Source organism: Blautia sp. AF32-4BH, from assembly GCF_003460565.1.
Taxonomy (GTDB): domain Bacteria; phylum Bacillota; class Clostridia; order Lachnospirales; family Lachnospiraceae; genus Fusicatenibacter; species Fusicatenibacter saccharivorans.
This window is the reverse complement of record NZ_QTVL01000013.1, coordinates 49222-64246: the sequence shown is the minus strand read 5'-3', so window position 1 is coordinate 64246 and position 15025 is coordinate 49222. Positions and strand designations below refer to the sequence as shown.

The following is a 15025-nucleotide window of genomic DNA, read 5'->3' as shown; positions in this document are numbered from 1 at the left end:
GGAGAACGAAAGACGAAACGGGTGTTACAGGATACGTCTGAAGAAAACTGTTGCCGGAAAAGAAAAAAGGGAGGATTTTGACATGATAGCATTTCTTAACTGGCTGGACGGTGTCCTTTGGGGCGTGCCGCTGATCGCGCTGATGATTCTGACCGGTCTGTACTTTACCGTTCGTTCTGGATTTTTCCAGTTCCGTCACTTTGGCTGGATTATGAAGAGAACCGGCGGAAAACTGTTCCAGAAAGAAGACAAAGCAAGTGAAGGAAAGGGTATGCTTTCCTCGTTTGAGGCGATTTCGACCGCTATCGGCGGTACCGTAGGATTCGGTAATATCGCCGGTGTTGCAACTGCAGTTGCAGCAGGCGGCCCGGGAGCCATTATGTGGATGTGGCTTTCGTCTCTGCTTGGTATGATATTAAAACAGGTTGAGGTTACCCTCGGCTGCTACTACCGTCACACCAACGAAAAAGGTGAGTACTACGGCGGTCCGACTTACTACATGGAGTGCGGACTTGGCGAGGAGCGCCACTGGGGCAAGCTGTGGCTGATCCCGGCGCTCATCTTCGGCATCGGTATTTTCTCCACCTTCTTCGTAACCTCTTCCAACCTGACCGCATCTCAGGTCGTAGCCGGTGCGTTCGGTATTGAGAATATCAATCTTGGAAGCTTCAAAGTAGAAGGCGTTATCGTGATGGGCGTTCTGCTCTGCATTCTGACCTATGTCGTTACAAGCGGCGGTACGAAGAAAATCGCAAGTCTGTTCAGCAAGCTCGTTCCATTTATGAGCGTTCTTTATATCTTGATGGGAATTGGCATGATCATCATCAACATCAACCGCGTTCCTGGCGTATTTGCAGCCATCGTAACAAACGCATTTACCGGAACAGCAGCGATCGGCGGTTTTGCCGGCTGCGCAGTCAGCGAGATTATCCGTGTGGGTATGGCGCGTTCCGTATACTCCAATGAGGCTGGATGGGGTACTTCTCCAATGATCCATGCTTCCGCAAAAACACCGCATCCGGTAGAGCAGGGTCTGTGGGGATCTTTCGAGGTATTCTTTGATACCATGGTTATCTGTACGATCACCGCACTTTCCGTTATCTTAAGCGGAAACTGGACCGACGGAACGAACGGCGGAACACTTGCTTTAAGTGCATTTGCAAGCGGATTCGGCAAATTTGGAAGCATCCTTCTGGCAGTCATCATGGTCATTTTCACTGTAACGACTTCCGGCGGATGGTTCACCTACTATCTGGCAATTCTGGAGCATCTGTATAAAAAAGAAGGCAAGATGAAAGATATCGTCATGAAAATCTTCTACGCAGTCCGCGCTCTGCCGGGCGTACTGTGGACGATCTATCTGGTAAAGACAAACAACCAGGGCTTTATCTGGACTGTCGTTGATATCACATCTGCGATCCCGACCTTCGTCAACGTAGCAGTGATCCTGATTCTCTCGAACCAGTATTTCAAACTGCTGAAAGACTACAAAGCAAGAAACTTCGGCCAGGGCACGGTAGACAAGAACGCCTGCCTGTTCTACGAAGAGAAAACGAAATAAAAAATATTCAAAAGCGAATCCAGACACGCATGAGAATAGCGTGTCTGAATTTGTATATTGCGCAAATGGGCAGAAAAGAATAGAATCAAATTTAGATGACAGTAGGAGGATAATGATATGAAAACAATTTACAAAAACGGAGCTGTCTACACCGGAAAACTGCCGCTTGTCGAAGCGTTTGCAGTAGAAGACGGCAAATTTGTTTTCGCCGGAAGCAGCGCAGAGGCAGATGCCCTTGCAGCAGCCGGCGACAAAGTTGTAGACCTCGGCGGAAAATTCGTCTGCAGCGGTTTTAACGACAGCCATATGCACCTTTTAAATTACGGAAGCTCCCTGCTGAAAGCGCAGCTTGCCGCACATACCGAAAGCCTGGAAGATATGCTCGCCTGCCTCGACACCTTCCAGAAAGAGCATCCGCGAAAAGACGGCGCATGGCTGATGGGCCGCGGCTGGAATCAGGATTACTTCACGGACGTGGACCGCATGCCGAACCGCTACGATCTTGACCGCGTATCAACTGAAGTTCCGATCTGCGCGACGAGAGCGTGCGGCCACTGCCTCGTAGTCAACAGCAAAGCGCTGGAACTCCTCGGCGTCACCGCAGATACCCCGCAGCCGGAGGGCGGAGAGATCGGTATGGAAAACGGTGAGCCGGACGGAAGATTCTTCGACAATGCAATGGAACCGGTTTACGACAGCATTCCGGTGCCGAGCAAAGAGGAAATCAAAGATATGATCCGCAGCGCCTGCAAAGCCCTGAACAGCTACGGCGTCACCAGCAGCCAGAGTGATGATTACTGCGTTTACCGCGCCGTTCCGTGGCAGACCGTCAACGAAGCATACAAAGAACTCGAGGATTCCGGCGAGCTGACCGTCCGCGTTTACGAGCAGAGCAACTTTACCGATCTGGAATCCTTAAAAGGTTTCGTTGAGGCTGGAAATGTGACCGGCATCGGCACAGACCGCTTTAAAATCGGCCCGCTGAAAATGCTCGGCGACGGCGCACTCGGTGCGAGAACAGCATTCCTCAGTCGCCCATACGCAGACGACCCGTCCACCTGCGGAATCCCGGTATTCACCCAGGAAACCATGGATGAGATGATCGGCTACGCCAATGCACACGGCATGCAGGCTGCAGTTCACACGATCGGTGATGCGTGCCTCGACCGCGTGTTAAGTGCCTATGAAAAAGCCCTTGCTGAAAACCCGAGAGAAGATCACCGCCACGGCATCGTGCACTGCCAGATCACAAGAGCCGATCAGCTTGAAAAAATCGCGAAAATGCATCTTCACGTTTACGCACAGAGCATCTTCCTCGATTACGATAACCATATCGTAGAGGAGCGCGTCGGCAAAGAGCTTGCGAGCACAAGCTACAGCTGGAAGACGCTGATGAATAACGGCGTCTCCGTCAGCAACGGAACTGACTGCCCGGTAGAGCTGCCGGATGCCCTCGCCTGCATGCAGTGCGCTGTCACAAGAACAACGCTGCGCGACCATGTCGGCCCGTACCTGCCGGATCAGAAATTCACCGTACAGGAAGCACTCGACAGTTACACGATCCGCAGTGCCGAGGCAAGTTTCGAGGAGAACGTGAAAGGCCAGATCGCAGAAGGCATGATGGCAGACTTCGTCGTACTGGGTCAGAATCCGTTTGAGGTGGATGAGAGCACGATCAAAGACATTCCGGTGTGCCGGACGTATCTTGCTGGTGAACTGGTATATGAAGCATAAAGATATAACTCAAATGAGCGATAAATGTCAAATGAAAATTCATACAATGAAGGGAAAAACGTGAAATAAGATAACCTGGAAATAGTATGGAATAAAGGCAGAAACAGAGGAGAACCTCCTGCGGCGATAAACGGTCGCAGGAGGTTCTTTTTTGATCCTGATAGGACCATACGGTCGTAAAAGAATCGAACAAATGGTTGCATAAAAGGGCGGGAATGTGCTATGATAAAGGAAATTTTACGAAAGGAAAAAACAGACAAATGCTTGGAAGAACACATTTTTTTATTGGAACAGCAGCGGCACTTGCTGTTTTACAGCCGCAGACGGTTCCCGCGCTTGTGGCCGGTGCCGGGGCTGCCGCGATCGGCGGTTTGATCAGTGACATTGATGTCGGCACTTCACAGGCGCACCGCGATGCCGATAAGATTATTACGGCAACAGTTGCAGTTGCGGTGCTCACAATTCTTGCGGAGTATAAACTGAATCTTGGAATTTACCGCCGCCTCACAAGCGACAGCAGCGTGCTGCGTCTCCTCACCGGAACGGCAGCATTTTTGCTGATCTGCGCCTATGGGAAACAGCAGCCGCACCGCTCCTTCATGCATTCATTTGCGGCGCTGGCATTGCTGACGGCGTGCGTGGACATCATCTACCCGGATGCGTCCGCTTATTTTACCGTGGGCTTTCTGTCCCATCTGGTGCTCGATTTTTTCAACCGGAAACCGGAAAAGCTGTTCTGGCCCTGGAAGAAGGGATTCTGCCTCGGATTCTGCTCAGCACGGGGACTTGTGAACCGCGCACTGCTCGGGTGCGGCATGGTATCTCTTGCTGTAGTACTGGTGCTCTCGGCGCCTGCAGGGCGGCTGATGGCTAAAATCATGCGGGCAATTTACGGATGAGATGGGATTGACAAAAAGATAACAAGACAAAAGAAGAAAAAGCAGGAATTTTTCGGTGTTAAAGTTAATATTTTATACATTTTATAGTAGGATTTTTGATTAAAATGATGTAAAATAGAAAACAGAAATCCGGCGTCCGTAATTGTTTTTGAAATGAACGAACAGGGAACCGCCGGCCCGTTACCGCAGCCGATTGCGGAGCGCAGCGCAACCGACCACAGAGATTAGAGCACAACAGGCAATACAGGAGTTAGTATGAACGAAGAAATGAAAAACCAAACAGAACAGTTACCGCTTTTAAAAGTACACATGATGGGAAGTTTTTTCCTGGAGTACGGCGACCAGCCGATTTCCTTCCGGAAAACAATGGCAACAAAATCGATGAGACTTCTGCAGATTTTCCTCTATAACAAGGACAATGGAATTTCCAGAGGAAGACTGTTGGAGAGCACATACGGAAGAGAAGATGTGGCGGACGCGGCAAACAGCCTGCGTGTCGGCGTACATCGCCTGAAAAGAAGCCTTGTCGAGGCAGGACTTCCGCAGTTTGAGTACATTTATACACAGAAAGGCGTTTACCACTGGACCAGCCCGATGCCGGTCGAGGTAGATGCGATTGATATCAAAAATAAGATCCTGGAAGCAGGAAAAGAGACGGACGAGAAAGCGCGCATGGATCAGATGATCGAAGCACTGGAGCTGTACACCGGAGAGTTCCTTGCAGATTTCGGCGAGGAAGAGTGGGTACAGGCGGAGCGCGCGCAGCTGAAAAAAGTATATTCCGATGCACTGAAAGAAGTAAGTGAGTATCTTCTGAAAAACGAGGAGTTCGATGAGCTGCAGAAACTGACTTCTGTTGCTTCCGAACTGTATCCGTTCGACGAGTGGCAGGCAGTCCAGATGCAGGCGCTGATCGGCCTGGAGAGATACAAAGAGGCCATGAAACTGTACGAGCAGACCTCGAAACATTACTTTGAAGAGCTTGGCGTTACACCGAGCGAGAAACTGGTGGAGCAGTACCGCTATCTGGGAAGCCGCATGGGCAGCAGACACCGCGTGATCGAAGAGGTACAGGCAGATCTTCAGGAGAGCCCGGGAGAAAAGGGCGGAGCATTCTTCTGTTCCCTCGCCGGATTCCGTGACTGCTACCGACTTGTTTACCGTATGTCCGAGCTGAACGGACAGATGCCGTGGCTGATGCTGTGCACCATTACAGACGGAAAAGGTTACCCGGCAAAAGGCGGTCCGCGCCTTGACCGTATGTCCGAAAAGCTGCTTGAGGTAATGAAACGCAGCCTGCGTCATTCCGATTTTTTTGCAAAATACAGCCCGTCCCAGTATGTGATTCTGCTGCAGGGCGGCAGCCAGAGAGGATGCGAACTCGTCTACAAGAGAATCAGCGAGCGCTTCTCCGAGGAGAAAAAAGGCTGGGCAAAGAATCTGAAATACAGTGCACTGCCGGCAATTCAGATCGAAAAAGAGCTTGAGTTCTTAGAAGGAGACGATGTTTTATGATTCGCGTACAGCTGCTTGGAAGATTCCGCATGTACGATGAAACACGCTGCCTCAACGAGGAAGCGATTCATTCCCCGATGATCACAAAGCTGCTGGTTTATATGATCTGCAACAAAAACCACATCGTAACACTGGAACAGTTAACCGAAGCACTCTGGACGGATGAGGAGAGTGAAAATCCGTACGGAGCACTGAAAAATATGATGTACCGTCTGCGCGGAACGCTGCGGAAGGTATGGCCGGTTAAGAGAGGATCATGCCTGCTATATGAAGGCTGTCATGGAACTGACGAAAAGCCTGGAGCACCGCAGACCGCAAAGGAAAAGTACAGGTTCTCAGTGATCTAAAAGAGCTTTATCAGGAACCAAGAGAATTAGAAAAAATAAATTAATTTTTAAGTTGACAGCAGACTAAACAAATGGTAACTTTAAGCTGTGATGAAACGAGCTTAAATCCAGAAAAAGTCTGCTGTCTTAAGTTAAATAAAGTACAACAGACAGGGAGGATAACAAACATGAGTTACAGAGAAGTATATGAAAAATGGTGCAATGATCCATATTTTGATGAGGCATCCAGAGAAGAGCTGAAAGCACTCGAAGGAAATGAGGCAGAAATCGAAGACCGTTTCTACCGTCAGCTTGAGTTCGGTACCGGCGGACTCCGCGGTGTCATCGGAGCGGGTACCAACCGCATGAACATCTACACCGTACGCCAGGCAACCCAGGGCCTTGCCAACTACATCATTTCCCAGAACGGACAGGAAAAAGGCGTAGCCATCGCACACGATTCCAGAAGAATGTCTCCGGAATTCGCACGCGAAGCAGCACTCTGCCTGAATGCAAACGGAATCAAAACGTATCTGTTCGAGTCCCTGCGCCCGACACCGGAGCTTTCTTTTGCTGTCCGTGAATTCGGCTGCATTTCCGGTATCGTCATTACCGCAAGCCACAACCCGAGAGAGTACAACGGATACAAAGTATACTGGGAGGACGGCGCACAGATTACACCGCCGCACGACAAAAACATTCTCGCAGAGGTAGCAAAAGTAACCGAGTTTTCTGCCGTTAAAACGATGGAAGAAGATGATGCAAGAGCAGAAGGCCTGTTCCAGGTCATCGGAACCGATTTTGATGACCGTTACGTTGCAAAATTAAAAGAGCAGAGCATTCATCCGGAAATCATCAAAGATGCGGCAAAAGATATGAAGATCGTCTACACACCGCTTCACGGAACCGGAAATGTGCCGGTACGCCGCGTTCTGCGCGAGCTTGGCTTTAATCAGGTTTACGTTGTAAAAGAGCAGAAAGTGCCGGACGGAAACTTCCCGACGGTGGCTTACCCGAACCCGGAAGACGAGAAAGCATGGACACTGGCGCTGAAACTGGCAAAAGAAGTAGACGCTGACATCATCCTTGCAACCGACCCTGATGCAGATCGTCTCGGCGTTTATGCAAAAGACAGCAAGACCGGCGAGTACGTAAGCTTCACCGGAAACATGTCCGGTATGCTGATCGCAGAGTATATTCTGCGTGAGCGCACCAAGAACGGAACCATGCCGGAGAACCCGGCACTCGTTGAGACGATTGTTACGACCGATATGGCAAAAGCAATCGCAAAAGCTTATAACGTGGCACTGATCGAGGTTCTGACCGGATTCAAATACATCGGCGAGCAGATCAAATTTTTTGAGCAGAGCGGTGCACACAATTATGTATTTGGTCTGGAAGAGAGCTATGGCTGCCTGGCCGGAACATATGCAAGAGATAAAGATGCCTGCGTGGCAGTTATGATGCTCTGCGAGGTTGCTGCATACTACAAACAGCAGGGCAAAACACTGTGGGATGCCATGGTGGATATGTACGAGGAGTACGGCTACTACAAAGAGGGTCTTGCAACGATGACCTTAAAAGGTATCGACGGTGCAAAAGAGATCCAGACCATGATGACCAACTTCCGTGAGAACCCGCCAAAAGAGCTGGGCGGTTTCCAGGTTCTTGCCGTACGCGATTACAAAGCAGATGTACGCCAGGATCTCGTAAGCGGAGAGAAGAGCGCGACCGGACTTCCGTCCTCCAACGTTCTTTACTATGAGCTGGAAAACAACGCATGGTGCTGTGTGCGCCCATCCGGTACTGAGCCGAAGATCAAATTCTATTTCGGCGTAAAAGGCACATCCCTTGAAGATGCAGCCGAGAAACTGGAAAAATTAAAAAATGCAATGGTAACTGCTTAAACGCTGTGTGATATAGAAACAAAAAAAGGCCTCAGCCCGGCGGGTGAGGTCTTTTTGTACAAAAATCGGCCCGGCGGATCAAGCTTACCTGAAATAAGGAGAAGAAAATGGCGATTTTATATTATGATGAGAAAAAGCTTTTTCAGTTAAATACAGAGAATACGACGTATGTGATCGGCCTGAGCCCGGAAGGCTACGTCGGACATGTTTACTACGGACCCCTTCTGCACGGAGAGCCGGATCTGTATCCGCTCCGCATGGATGAGCCGCCGTTCACCCCGTCCGTCAATAAGAGAGAGAAATCTTCGTTCCTCGACCGTTTTCCAATGGAATACCCGACCGGAGGAGTCGGCGATTACCGTGAGAGCTGTCTGAATATAAGAAATGCACAGGGCCGTATGGGATGTGAGATTTTCTTTGATTCCTATGAAATTTTCAAAGGAAAACGCCCGCTGACCGGTCTTCCGGCTTCTTTTGGAACCGAGGACGAAGTAGAAACTCTGGAAATCACCTGCAAAGATCCTGTTCTTGATCTTGTTGTTATCCTTTCCTACTCTGTTTTTACAAAAGAAAACGTTATCACCCGAAGTGTCCGCGTGAAAAATGAAGGCAGTGAAGCGCTGAAGGTAGAGAAAATCTACAGTGCCTGCCTCGATATGGACAACGAAGACTTTGAGATGCTTTCTCTTCATGGATCCTGGGGAAGAGAACGCCACATCCAGCAGGGTGCGCTCCGTTACGGAAAACAGCTCGTTTCCTCCGGAAGAGGCGAGTCCAGCCATCAGGAGCATCCGTTCGTGGCAATGGTAACACCGGGAACGGATCAGGAGCGCGGCGAGGTTTACGCAATGCATTTCGTATATTCCGGAAACTTCATCGGTCAGGTGGAACGATGCCAGTTCGACACCGTGCGTATGGTGATGGGTATCAACCAGGAGGAGTTCTGCTGGAATTTAAAAGCCGGCGATGAATTCCAGGCGCCGGAGGTTGTTATGGTCTACTCTGCCGAGGGACTTGGCAAAATGACGCGTTCCTACCATGCATTTTATCGCAGACATATGATCCGCAGCCCGTACAACCACAAAAAACGCCCGATTCTGATTAACAACTGGGAAGCAACTTACTTTGATTTTGATACCGATAAACTCCTCGATATCGCAAGAGAGGCAAAAAAAGACGGCATCGAGATGCTTGTTATGGATGACGGCTGGTTCGGAAAACGAAATAAAGACGATTCTTCCCTCGGTGACTGGGTTGTCAACGAAGAGAAGATCAAAGGCGGCCTGAAAAATCTGGTTGACAAAGTGAATGAAATCGGTCTTGAATTCGGTATCTGGTTCGAGCCGGAGATGATCTCCCCGGACTCTGATCTCTACAGAGAGCACCCGGAATGGGCGATTCAGATTCCGGGAAGAGAAGCGACTGAGATCCGCTGCCAGTACGTGCTGGATCTCTCCCGCCCGGAAGTGCAGGATTATGCGTATGAATGTGTGGCAAAAATCCTGCGCAGTGCAAACATCAAATACGTGAAATGGGATATGAACCGTCAGTTAAGCGACCTGGGAAGCACCTACCTGGACAAAGATTCCCAGCAGGAGCTGTTCCACCGCTACGTGCTCGGTATGTATGCGATGCAGGAGCGTCTGGTACAGGAGTTCCCGGATCTGCTTCTGGAGAACTGCTCCGGCGGCGGTGCACGTTTCGATCCTGGAATGCTTTACTACAGCCCGCAGATCTGGTGCTCCGACGACACCGATGCGATTGAGCGTCTGGAAATCCAGGAGGGAACAGCCCTCATTTACCCGCTCTGCTCAATGGGTGCACACGTCAGCGTATGCCCGAACCACACGGTTGGCCGTGTAACTCCGTTTACAACGAGAGGCCATGTGGCACTGGCCGGAACGTTCGGCTATGAGCTTGATATCACAAAACTGCCGGAAGAAGAGAGAAAGCTGATTCCGGAGCAGACCGCGATGTATCACAAATATCATGAACTGATCCGCGAGGGAGAGTATTATCGTATTCTTTCCTACCGTGAAAACCACAGATCCGATTGCTGGGCAGTAGCTTCTGAGGATAAAAACGAAGTGCTTGTAACTTACGTACAGGTGCTGGCACAGGTAAATATGCCGTCCCGCAAGGTACGCCTGCGCGGCTTCGATCCGGCGAAAAAATACCGTCTGGAAGGAACCGATGAGGTTTACAGCGGCGAGATGCTGATGAATGCCGGATTCCGCATGAAAGATTTCTGGGGCGATTTCGTCAGCAGACTGTATCACTTTATCGCAGTGGACTAAGGAGTAACATATATGGCAAAAGTAAGATTGGCAGATATTGCAAAGGTGGCGGGCGTCAGCGCCGTCACCGTGCATAACGCGATTACAGGACAGAAAGGGGTCAGCGATGAGATGCGCGCCCGGATTCTGGAAATTGCAAAGGAAATGGGGTACCGCCAGCCGGGAAGCGGAGCGAGAAATACACAGGGAAAAAGCCTGCGCTGCATCGGAGTGGTGATTCCGGAACGGTATCTGGCAGAGTATACGACATTTTACTGGAAAATGTATCAGGAGATGGCACTGGCGGCGACGGAAAAGAGCTGTATGGTGACCGTGGAGATCCTGAAACAGGAGATGGAAGATGAGATGATCGTGCCGTGCATCGCCAAGGAGCAGACCGTCGATGCACTGATCCTTATGGGAGACACGAGCCGCGATTACATCCACTATCTGAAGAAAAACGTGGATCTTCCGATCGTATTTCTGGATTTCTACGACAATGAGCTGGCAAAAGATGCCGTGATCGCAGATAACTTTCACGGAATGTATCTGATGACGGAATACCTGTATGAGCATGGCCTGACCAAGCTGGCTTTTGTCGGTTCGATTCATTTTTCCAGCAGTATCATGGATCGGTACTGCGGTTTTTCCAAGGCTGTTCTGGAACACCGCGATGTGACACCGGCGGAATGGATTCTGGAGGACCGTGATGAGCAGGGCCAGATCGAAATTCATCTCCCGGAACAGATGCCGGAAGCGTTCGTCTGCAACTGCGACCTGACCGCCGGCCTTCTGATGCTCGAGCTGGAAAAACGCGGCATCTCCGTGCCGGAGGATGTTTCCATTGTCGGCTTCGACAATTACCTGTATCCGGGTTTCCCGGATCTCAAGATCACTTCGTATGAGATCAATACGAAGGCGATGGTAAAAGTAGCGCTCGAAAAAGCGCTGAAGCAGATCCGCGGCGCGGCATCCGGCAAAAATATGGAAATTGTCTCCGGACAGCTGGTGCCGAAAGAGAGCGTAAAGCTTTGATTTTTATAACTGAATTATAAATTAAGAAACGGGGCATTTTGAAATGCCCCGTTTTTGTACATATTACACAACAAAGTCACTTAAAAATTGACAGTATCTAACGGAACTTATTTTTTAAGTGATTTCCAGTTGAAAAATTAATCATCTATGTTAAAATTAAGCTAAAGGACTGGGCGTGAGGGTGATAAAACACGGCGGTTCGGAGAAAAAAGAATTAAAAAACAAGATTCTGTCCACTAACAGAAACTTAAAAAAACAAAGTACAACTCATAAACAAACAATATTTTTCATGGAGGTTTCAAAAAATGAGCGAAGTTAAAATTATTGGAGATGCTGTCAAAAATATGCCATGGCAGGAAGGCCCGGCTGAGTTTTCCGGTGCACCGGTATGGAGATACAGCGAGAATCCGATTATCGGAAGAAATCCGGTGAAGGAAGTAGCAAGAATCTTCAACAGCGCCGTTATGCCGTACGGCGACGAGTTCATCGGAGTATTCCGTGGTGAGCAGACAAACGGAATCCCGTACATCTACCTTGGAAGAAGCAAAGATGCGATCCACTGGAATTTCGATGAGAACAAAATCCAGTTCGTTGACGAAGAAGGCAAACCGTTCATGCCGGTTTACGCATATGACCCGCGTCTTGTAAAAGTAGAAGATACCTACTACATCATCTGGTGCCAGGACTTCTACGGTGCAGCCATCGGAATGGCAAAAACAAAAGATTTTGAAACCTTCGTACGTGTGGAGAATCCATTCCTTCCATTCAACAGAAATGCCGTTCTCTTCCCGAGAAAAATCAACGGCAACTTCGTGATGTTGTCCCGTCCAAGCGACAGCGGCCACACACCGTTCGGTGACATCTTCCTGTCCGAGAGCCCGGATATGCTGTACTGGGGCAAACACCGCCACGTCATGAGCAAGAGCCCGGAGTGGTGGGAGTCCTTAAAGATCGGCGGCGGCGCAGCTCCGATTGAGACCAACGAAGGATGGCTGCTGTTCTACCACGGTGTAAGCGGCACCTGCAATGGCTATGTATACAGCATCGGCGGCGCAATCCTCGACAAAGAGAATCCGTCCATCGTAAAATACCGCTGCCAGAACTTCCTTCTGACACCGGAAGAGTGGTATGAGGAGAGAGGCTTCGTTCCGAACGTAACCTTCCCGTGCGCAACCATTCACGATGCAGAGACCGGAAAGATCGCGATCTACTACGGCGCAGCCGATACGTATGTAGGACTGGCATTCACAACCGTAGATCTGATTGTAGATTATATCAAGAAAAACAGTGTCGTACGCGAGTCTGACACCGAAATTGGAAGAAGATAAGAAAGAAGGAAAGAAAAGATGCAGTCTTTGGCAAAGGAAGTAAAGCAGGAGCTTACTGGACGGATCGTTCCGTTCTGGGAGGGCTTAAGAGATGAGGAATACGGCGGATTTTACGGCTATCAGGACTTTGATCTGAACGTGCAGAAAACGTATGAGAAGGGCTGCATCTTAAACAGCAGAATTCTCTGGTTTTTCTCGAATGCGTACCTGACCTTAAAGGACGAGAAGCTGCGCGCCGATGCGGAGCATGCGTACCGCTTTATGAAACAGGCGTGTGTGGACCGCGAGTACGGTGGCGTGTTCTGGTCTGTCACCTACGACGGAAAACCGCTCGATACGACAAAGCATACGTACAATCAGGCATTTGCAATTTATGCGCTGTCTACGTATTTTGATGCGACGGGCGACACCGAGGCGCTGGAGCTGGCAAAATCGCTGCAGCAGATCATCGAGACACACTGCACCGACGAGTACGGTTATCTCGAGGCATTTACCCGCGATTTCAAGCCGGAGAGCAATGAAAAGCTCTCGGAGAATGGCGTCATGGCAGAGAAGACCATGAATACGCTGCTGCATGTTTTCGAAGCATATACCGAGCTGTACCGCGTGACAAAGGATCCGTTTACCGGTGACCGTCTCCGCTTTATGATGGATCTCTTCGCGGATAAAGTATATAACAAAGAAAAAGGCCGTCAGGAAGTATTCTTCGACCGGACATGGAATACGCTGATTGATCTGTATTCTTATGGCCATGATATCGAGACTTCCTGGCTGATCGACCGGGGTACAGAAGTGCTCGGCGATCCGGCTTACCGGGAAAAACTGCTGCCGATCACCGGAGAGATTGCGGAAAATATCTACAACACGGCATACAAAAATCATTCGCTGATGAATGAGTGCGAGCGCGGTGTGGATGATACCACAAGAGTCTGGTGGGTACAGGCAGAAGCAGTCGTTGGATTTTTAAATGCATGGCAGAAAAAACCGGAGGAAACAAAGTATCTCGATGCGGCAAAAGACATCTGGGGCTACATCAAGGAATATGTGATCGACAAACGAGAGGGGTCTGAGTGGTTCTGGTGCGTGAATGCAGACGGAAGCCCGATTCATGAGCCGATTGTAGAACCGTGGAAATGCCCGTATCACAATGGACGTATGTGTATGGAAGTAATTGGGAGGTTAAAAGATGCTGAATAAACAGTATTATGTGGAAAAAGCCAAGGTAGACCGCCTTGTGGCAAGAAAGAACACAAAAGCAGATTTTTACAACGGTATTTATGACCGCTATGAGTATCCGGTGCTGACAAGAGAGTTCGCTCCTGTTCACTGGAGATATGATCTGGATGAGGAGACGAATCCGTACTTTATGGAGCGTCTCGGCATCAACGCTGTGATGAACTCCGGCGCGATTTATCTGAATGGAAAGTATTATCTCGTTGTCCGCGTGGAGGGCAATGACAGAAAATCTTTCTTTGCTGTTGCAGAGAGTGATACTGGTATCGACGGATTCCATTTCTGGGATTACCCGGTTGTGCTGCCGGATACCTGCGCAGAGGAAACCAACGTTTATGACATGCGTCTGACCCAGCACGAGGACGGCTGGATTTACGGAGTGTTCTGCTCTGAGAGCAAGGACAAAAACGATCCGGATCTGTCCGCGGCTGTTGCTGAGGCTGGTATCGTAAGAACGAAAGACCTGAAGACCTGGGAGCGTCTGGACAACCTGAAAACCTTACGTTCTCCGCAGCAGAGAAACGTTGTTCTGCATCCGGAGTTCGTAGACGGAAAATATGCCTTCTACACCCGTCCGATGGATGGTTTCATTGAGACCGGAAGCGGCGGAGGAATCGGCTTCGGACTCTGCGATGATATCACACATGCTGTCATCGACGAGGAGAAGATCATCAGCAAACGTATTTATCATACCCTGACCGAGTCCAAAAACGGTGCCGGAGCAGTGCCGATCCGCGGTAAGAAATGCTGGATCAACATTGCACACGGTGTAAGAAATACAGCAGCAGGCCTTCGCTACGTTCTGTATGTCTTCGGTACTGATCTGAACGATCCGTCCAAAGTCATTGCAGAGCCGTCCGGTGTATTCCTGGTTCCGCTTGGAAAAGAGAGAGTCGGAGACGTTTCCAACGTTGTATTTACAAACGGCGCGATTGCGCGTGAGAACGGAGAGGTTTACATCTACTATGCATCCTGCGATACAAGAATGCATGTAGCAACCACCACAATCGACAAACTCGAGGACTATCTGTTCAACACACCGCAGGATCCGCACAGATCCCCGGACTGCGTAAAACAGAGATGCGAGCTGATCTCCAAAAACCTGGAGCTGCTGAAAAACGAGAAATAAAAGCGTCCGCTGCGGCGCATGAAAAAAGGAGCTGTTCTCTTTACGGGAACGCTCCTTTTTTCATGCATATTATTTGTTTTTG

General features: G+C 49.7%; 11 protein-coding genes. All 11 read left to right on the top strand.

Going from position 1 to position 15025, the window contains the following annotated elements:
* Positions 1-82: 82 nt before the first annotated feature.
* Complete coding sequence (locus tag DWZ44_RS14245) at positions 83-1561, top strand: alanine/glycine:cation symporter family protein (RefSeq protein WP_117510525.1); 1479 nt, start codon at positions 83-85, stop codon at positions 1559-1561.
* Positions 1562-1678: 117 nt separating this feature from the next.
* On the top strand, positions 1679-3295 hold the full coding sequence (locus tag DWZ44_RS14240; protein ID WP_117805124.1) for an amidohydrolase: 1617 nt from the start codon (positions 1679-1681) through the stop codon (positions 3293-3295).
* A 260-nt stretch (positions 3296-3555) separates the two neighbouring features.
* Entirely contained in the window at positions 3556-4194 is a 639-nt protein-coding gene (locus DWZ44_RS14235) for a metal-dependent hydrolase (RefSeq protein ID WP_158565921.1), read from the top strand.
* 255 nt (positions 4195-4449) lie between these two features.
* Positions 4450-5709, top strand: a complete 1260-nt coding sequence (locus DWZ44_RS14230) for an AfsR/SARP family transcriptional regulator (RefSeq protein ID WP_117805122.1) — start codon at positions 4450-4452, stop codon at positions 5707-5709.
* Positions 5706-6056 carry a winged helix-turn-helix domain-containing protein gene (locus tag DWZ44_RS14225; RefSeq protein ID WP_117805121.1) on the top strand — a complete coding sequence of 117 codons (351 nt, stop codon included), beginning with the start codon at positions 5706-5708 and terminating at the stop codon, positions 6054-6056. The genes DWZ44_RS14230 and DWZ44_RS14225 overlap by 4 nt, the downstream gene beginning before the upstream one ends.
* A gap of 167 nt (positions 6057-6223) precedes the next feature.
* On the top strand, positions 6224-7942 hold the full coding sequence (locus DWZ44_RS14220) for a phospho-sugar mutase (protein ID WP_055225852.1): 1719 nt from the start codon (positions 6224-6226) through the stop codon (positions 7940-7942).
* Positions 7943-8049: 107 nt separating this feature from the next.
* Positions 8050-10239, top strand: a complete 2190-nt coding sequence (locus DWZ44_RS14215; protein ID WP_117805120.1) for an alpha-galactosidase — start codon at positions 8050-8052, stop codon at positions 10237-10239.
* Between the two features lie 12 nt (positions 10240-10251).
* Positions 10252-11253 carry a substrate-binding domain-containing protein gene (locus DWZ44_RS14210; RefSeq protein WP_117805119.1) on the top strand — a complete coding sequence of 334 codons (1002 nt, stop codon included), beginning with the start codon at positions 10252-10254 and terminating at the stop codon, positions 11251-11253.
* Between the two features lie 305 nt (positions 11254-11558).
* Positions 11559-12581: a glycoside hydrolase family 130 protein gene (locus DWZ44_RS14205; RefSeq protein ID WP_117510535.1), complete on the top strand. Its 1023-nt coding sequence runs from the start codon at positions 11559-11561 to the stop codon at positions 12579-12581.
* An 18-nt stretch (positions 12582-12599) separates the two neighbouring features.
* Positions 12600-13778, top strand: a complete 1179-nt coding sequence (locus DWZ44_RS14200) for an AGE family epimerase/isomerase (RefSeq protein WP_055221154.1) — start codon at positions 12600-12602, stop codon at positions 13776-13778.
* Positions 13768-14943, top strand: a complete 1176-nt coding sequence (locus DWZ44_RS14195; protein ID WP_022461807.1) for a glycoside hydrolase family 130 protein — start codon at positions 13768-13770, stop codon at positions 14941-14943. Before DWZ44_RS14200 ends, DWZ44_RS14195 begins: the two co-directional genes overlap by 11 nt.
* The last annotated feature ends 82 nt before the right edge of the window (positions 14944-15025 follow it).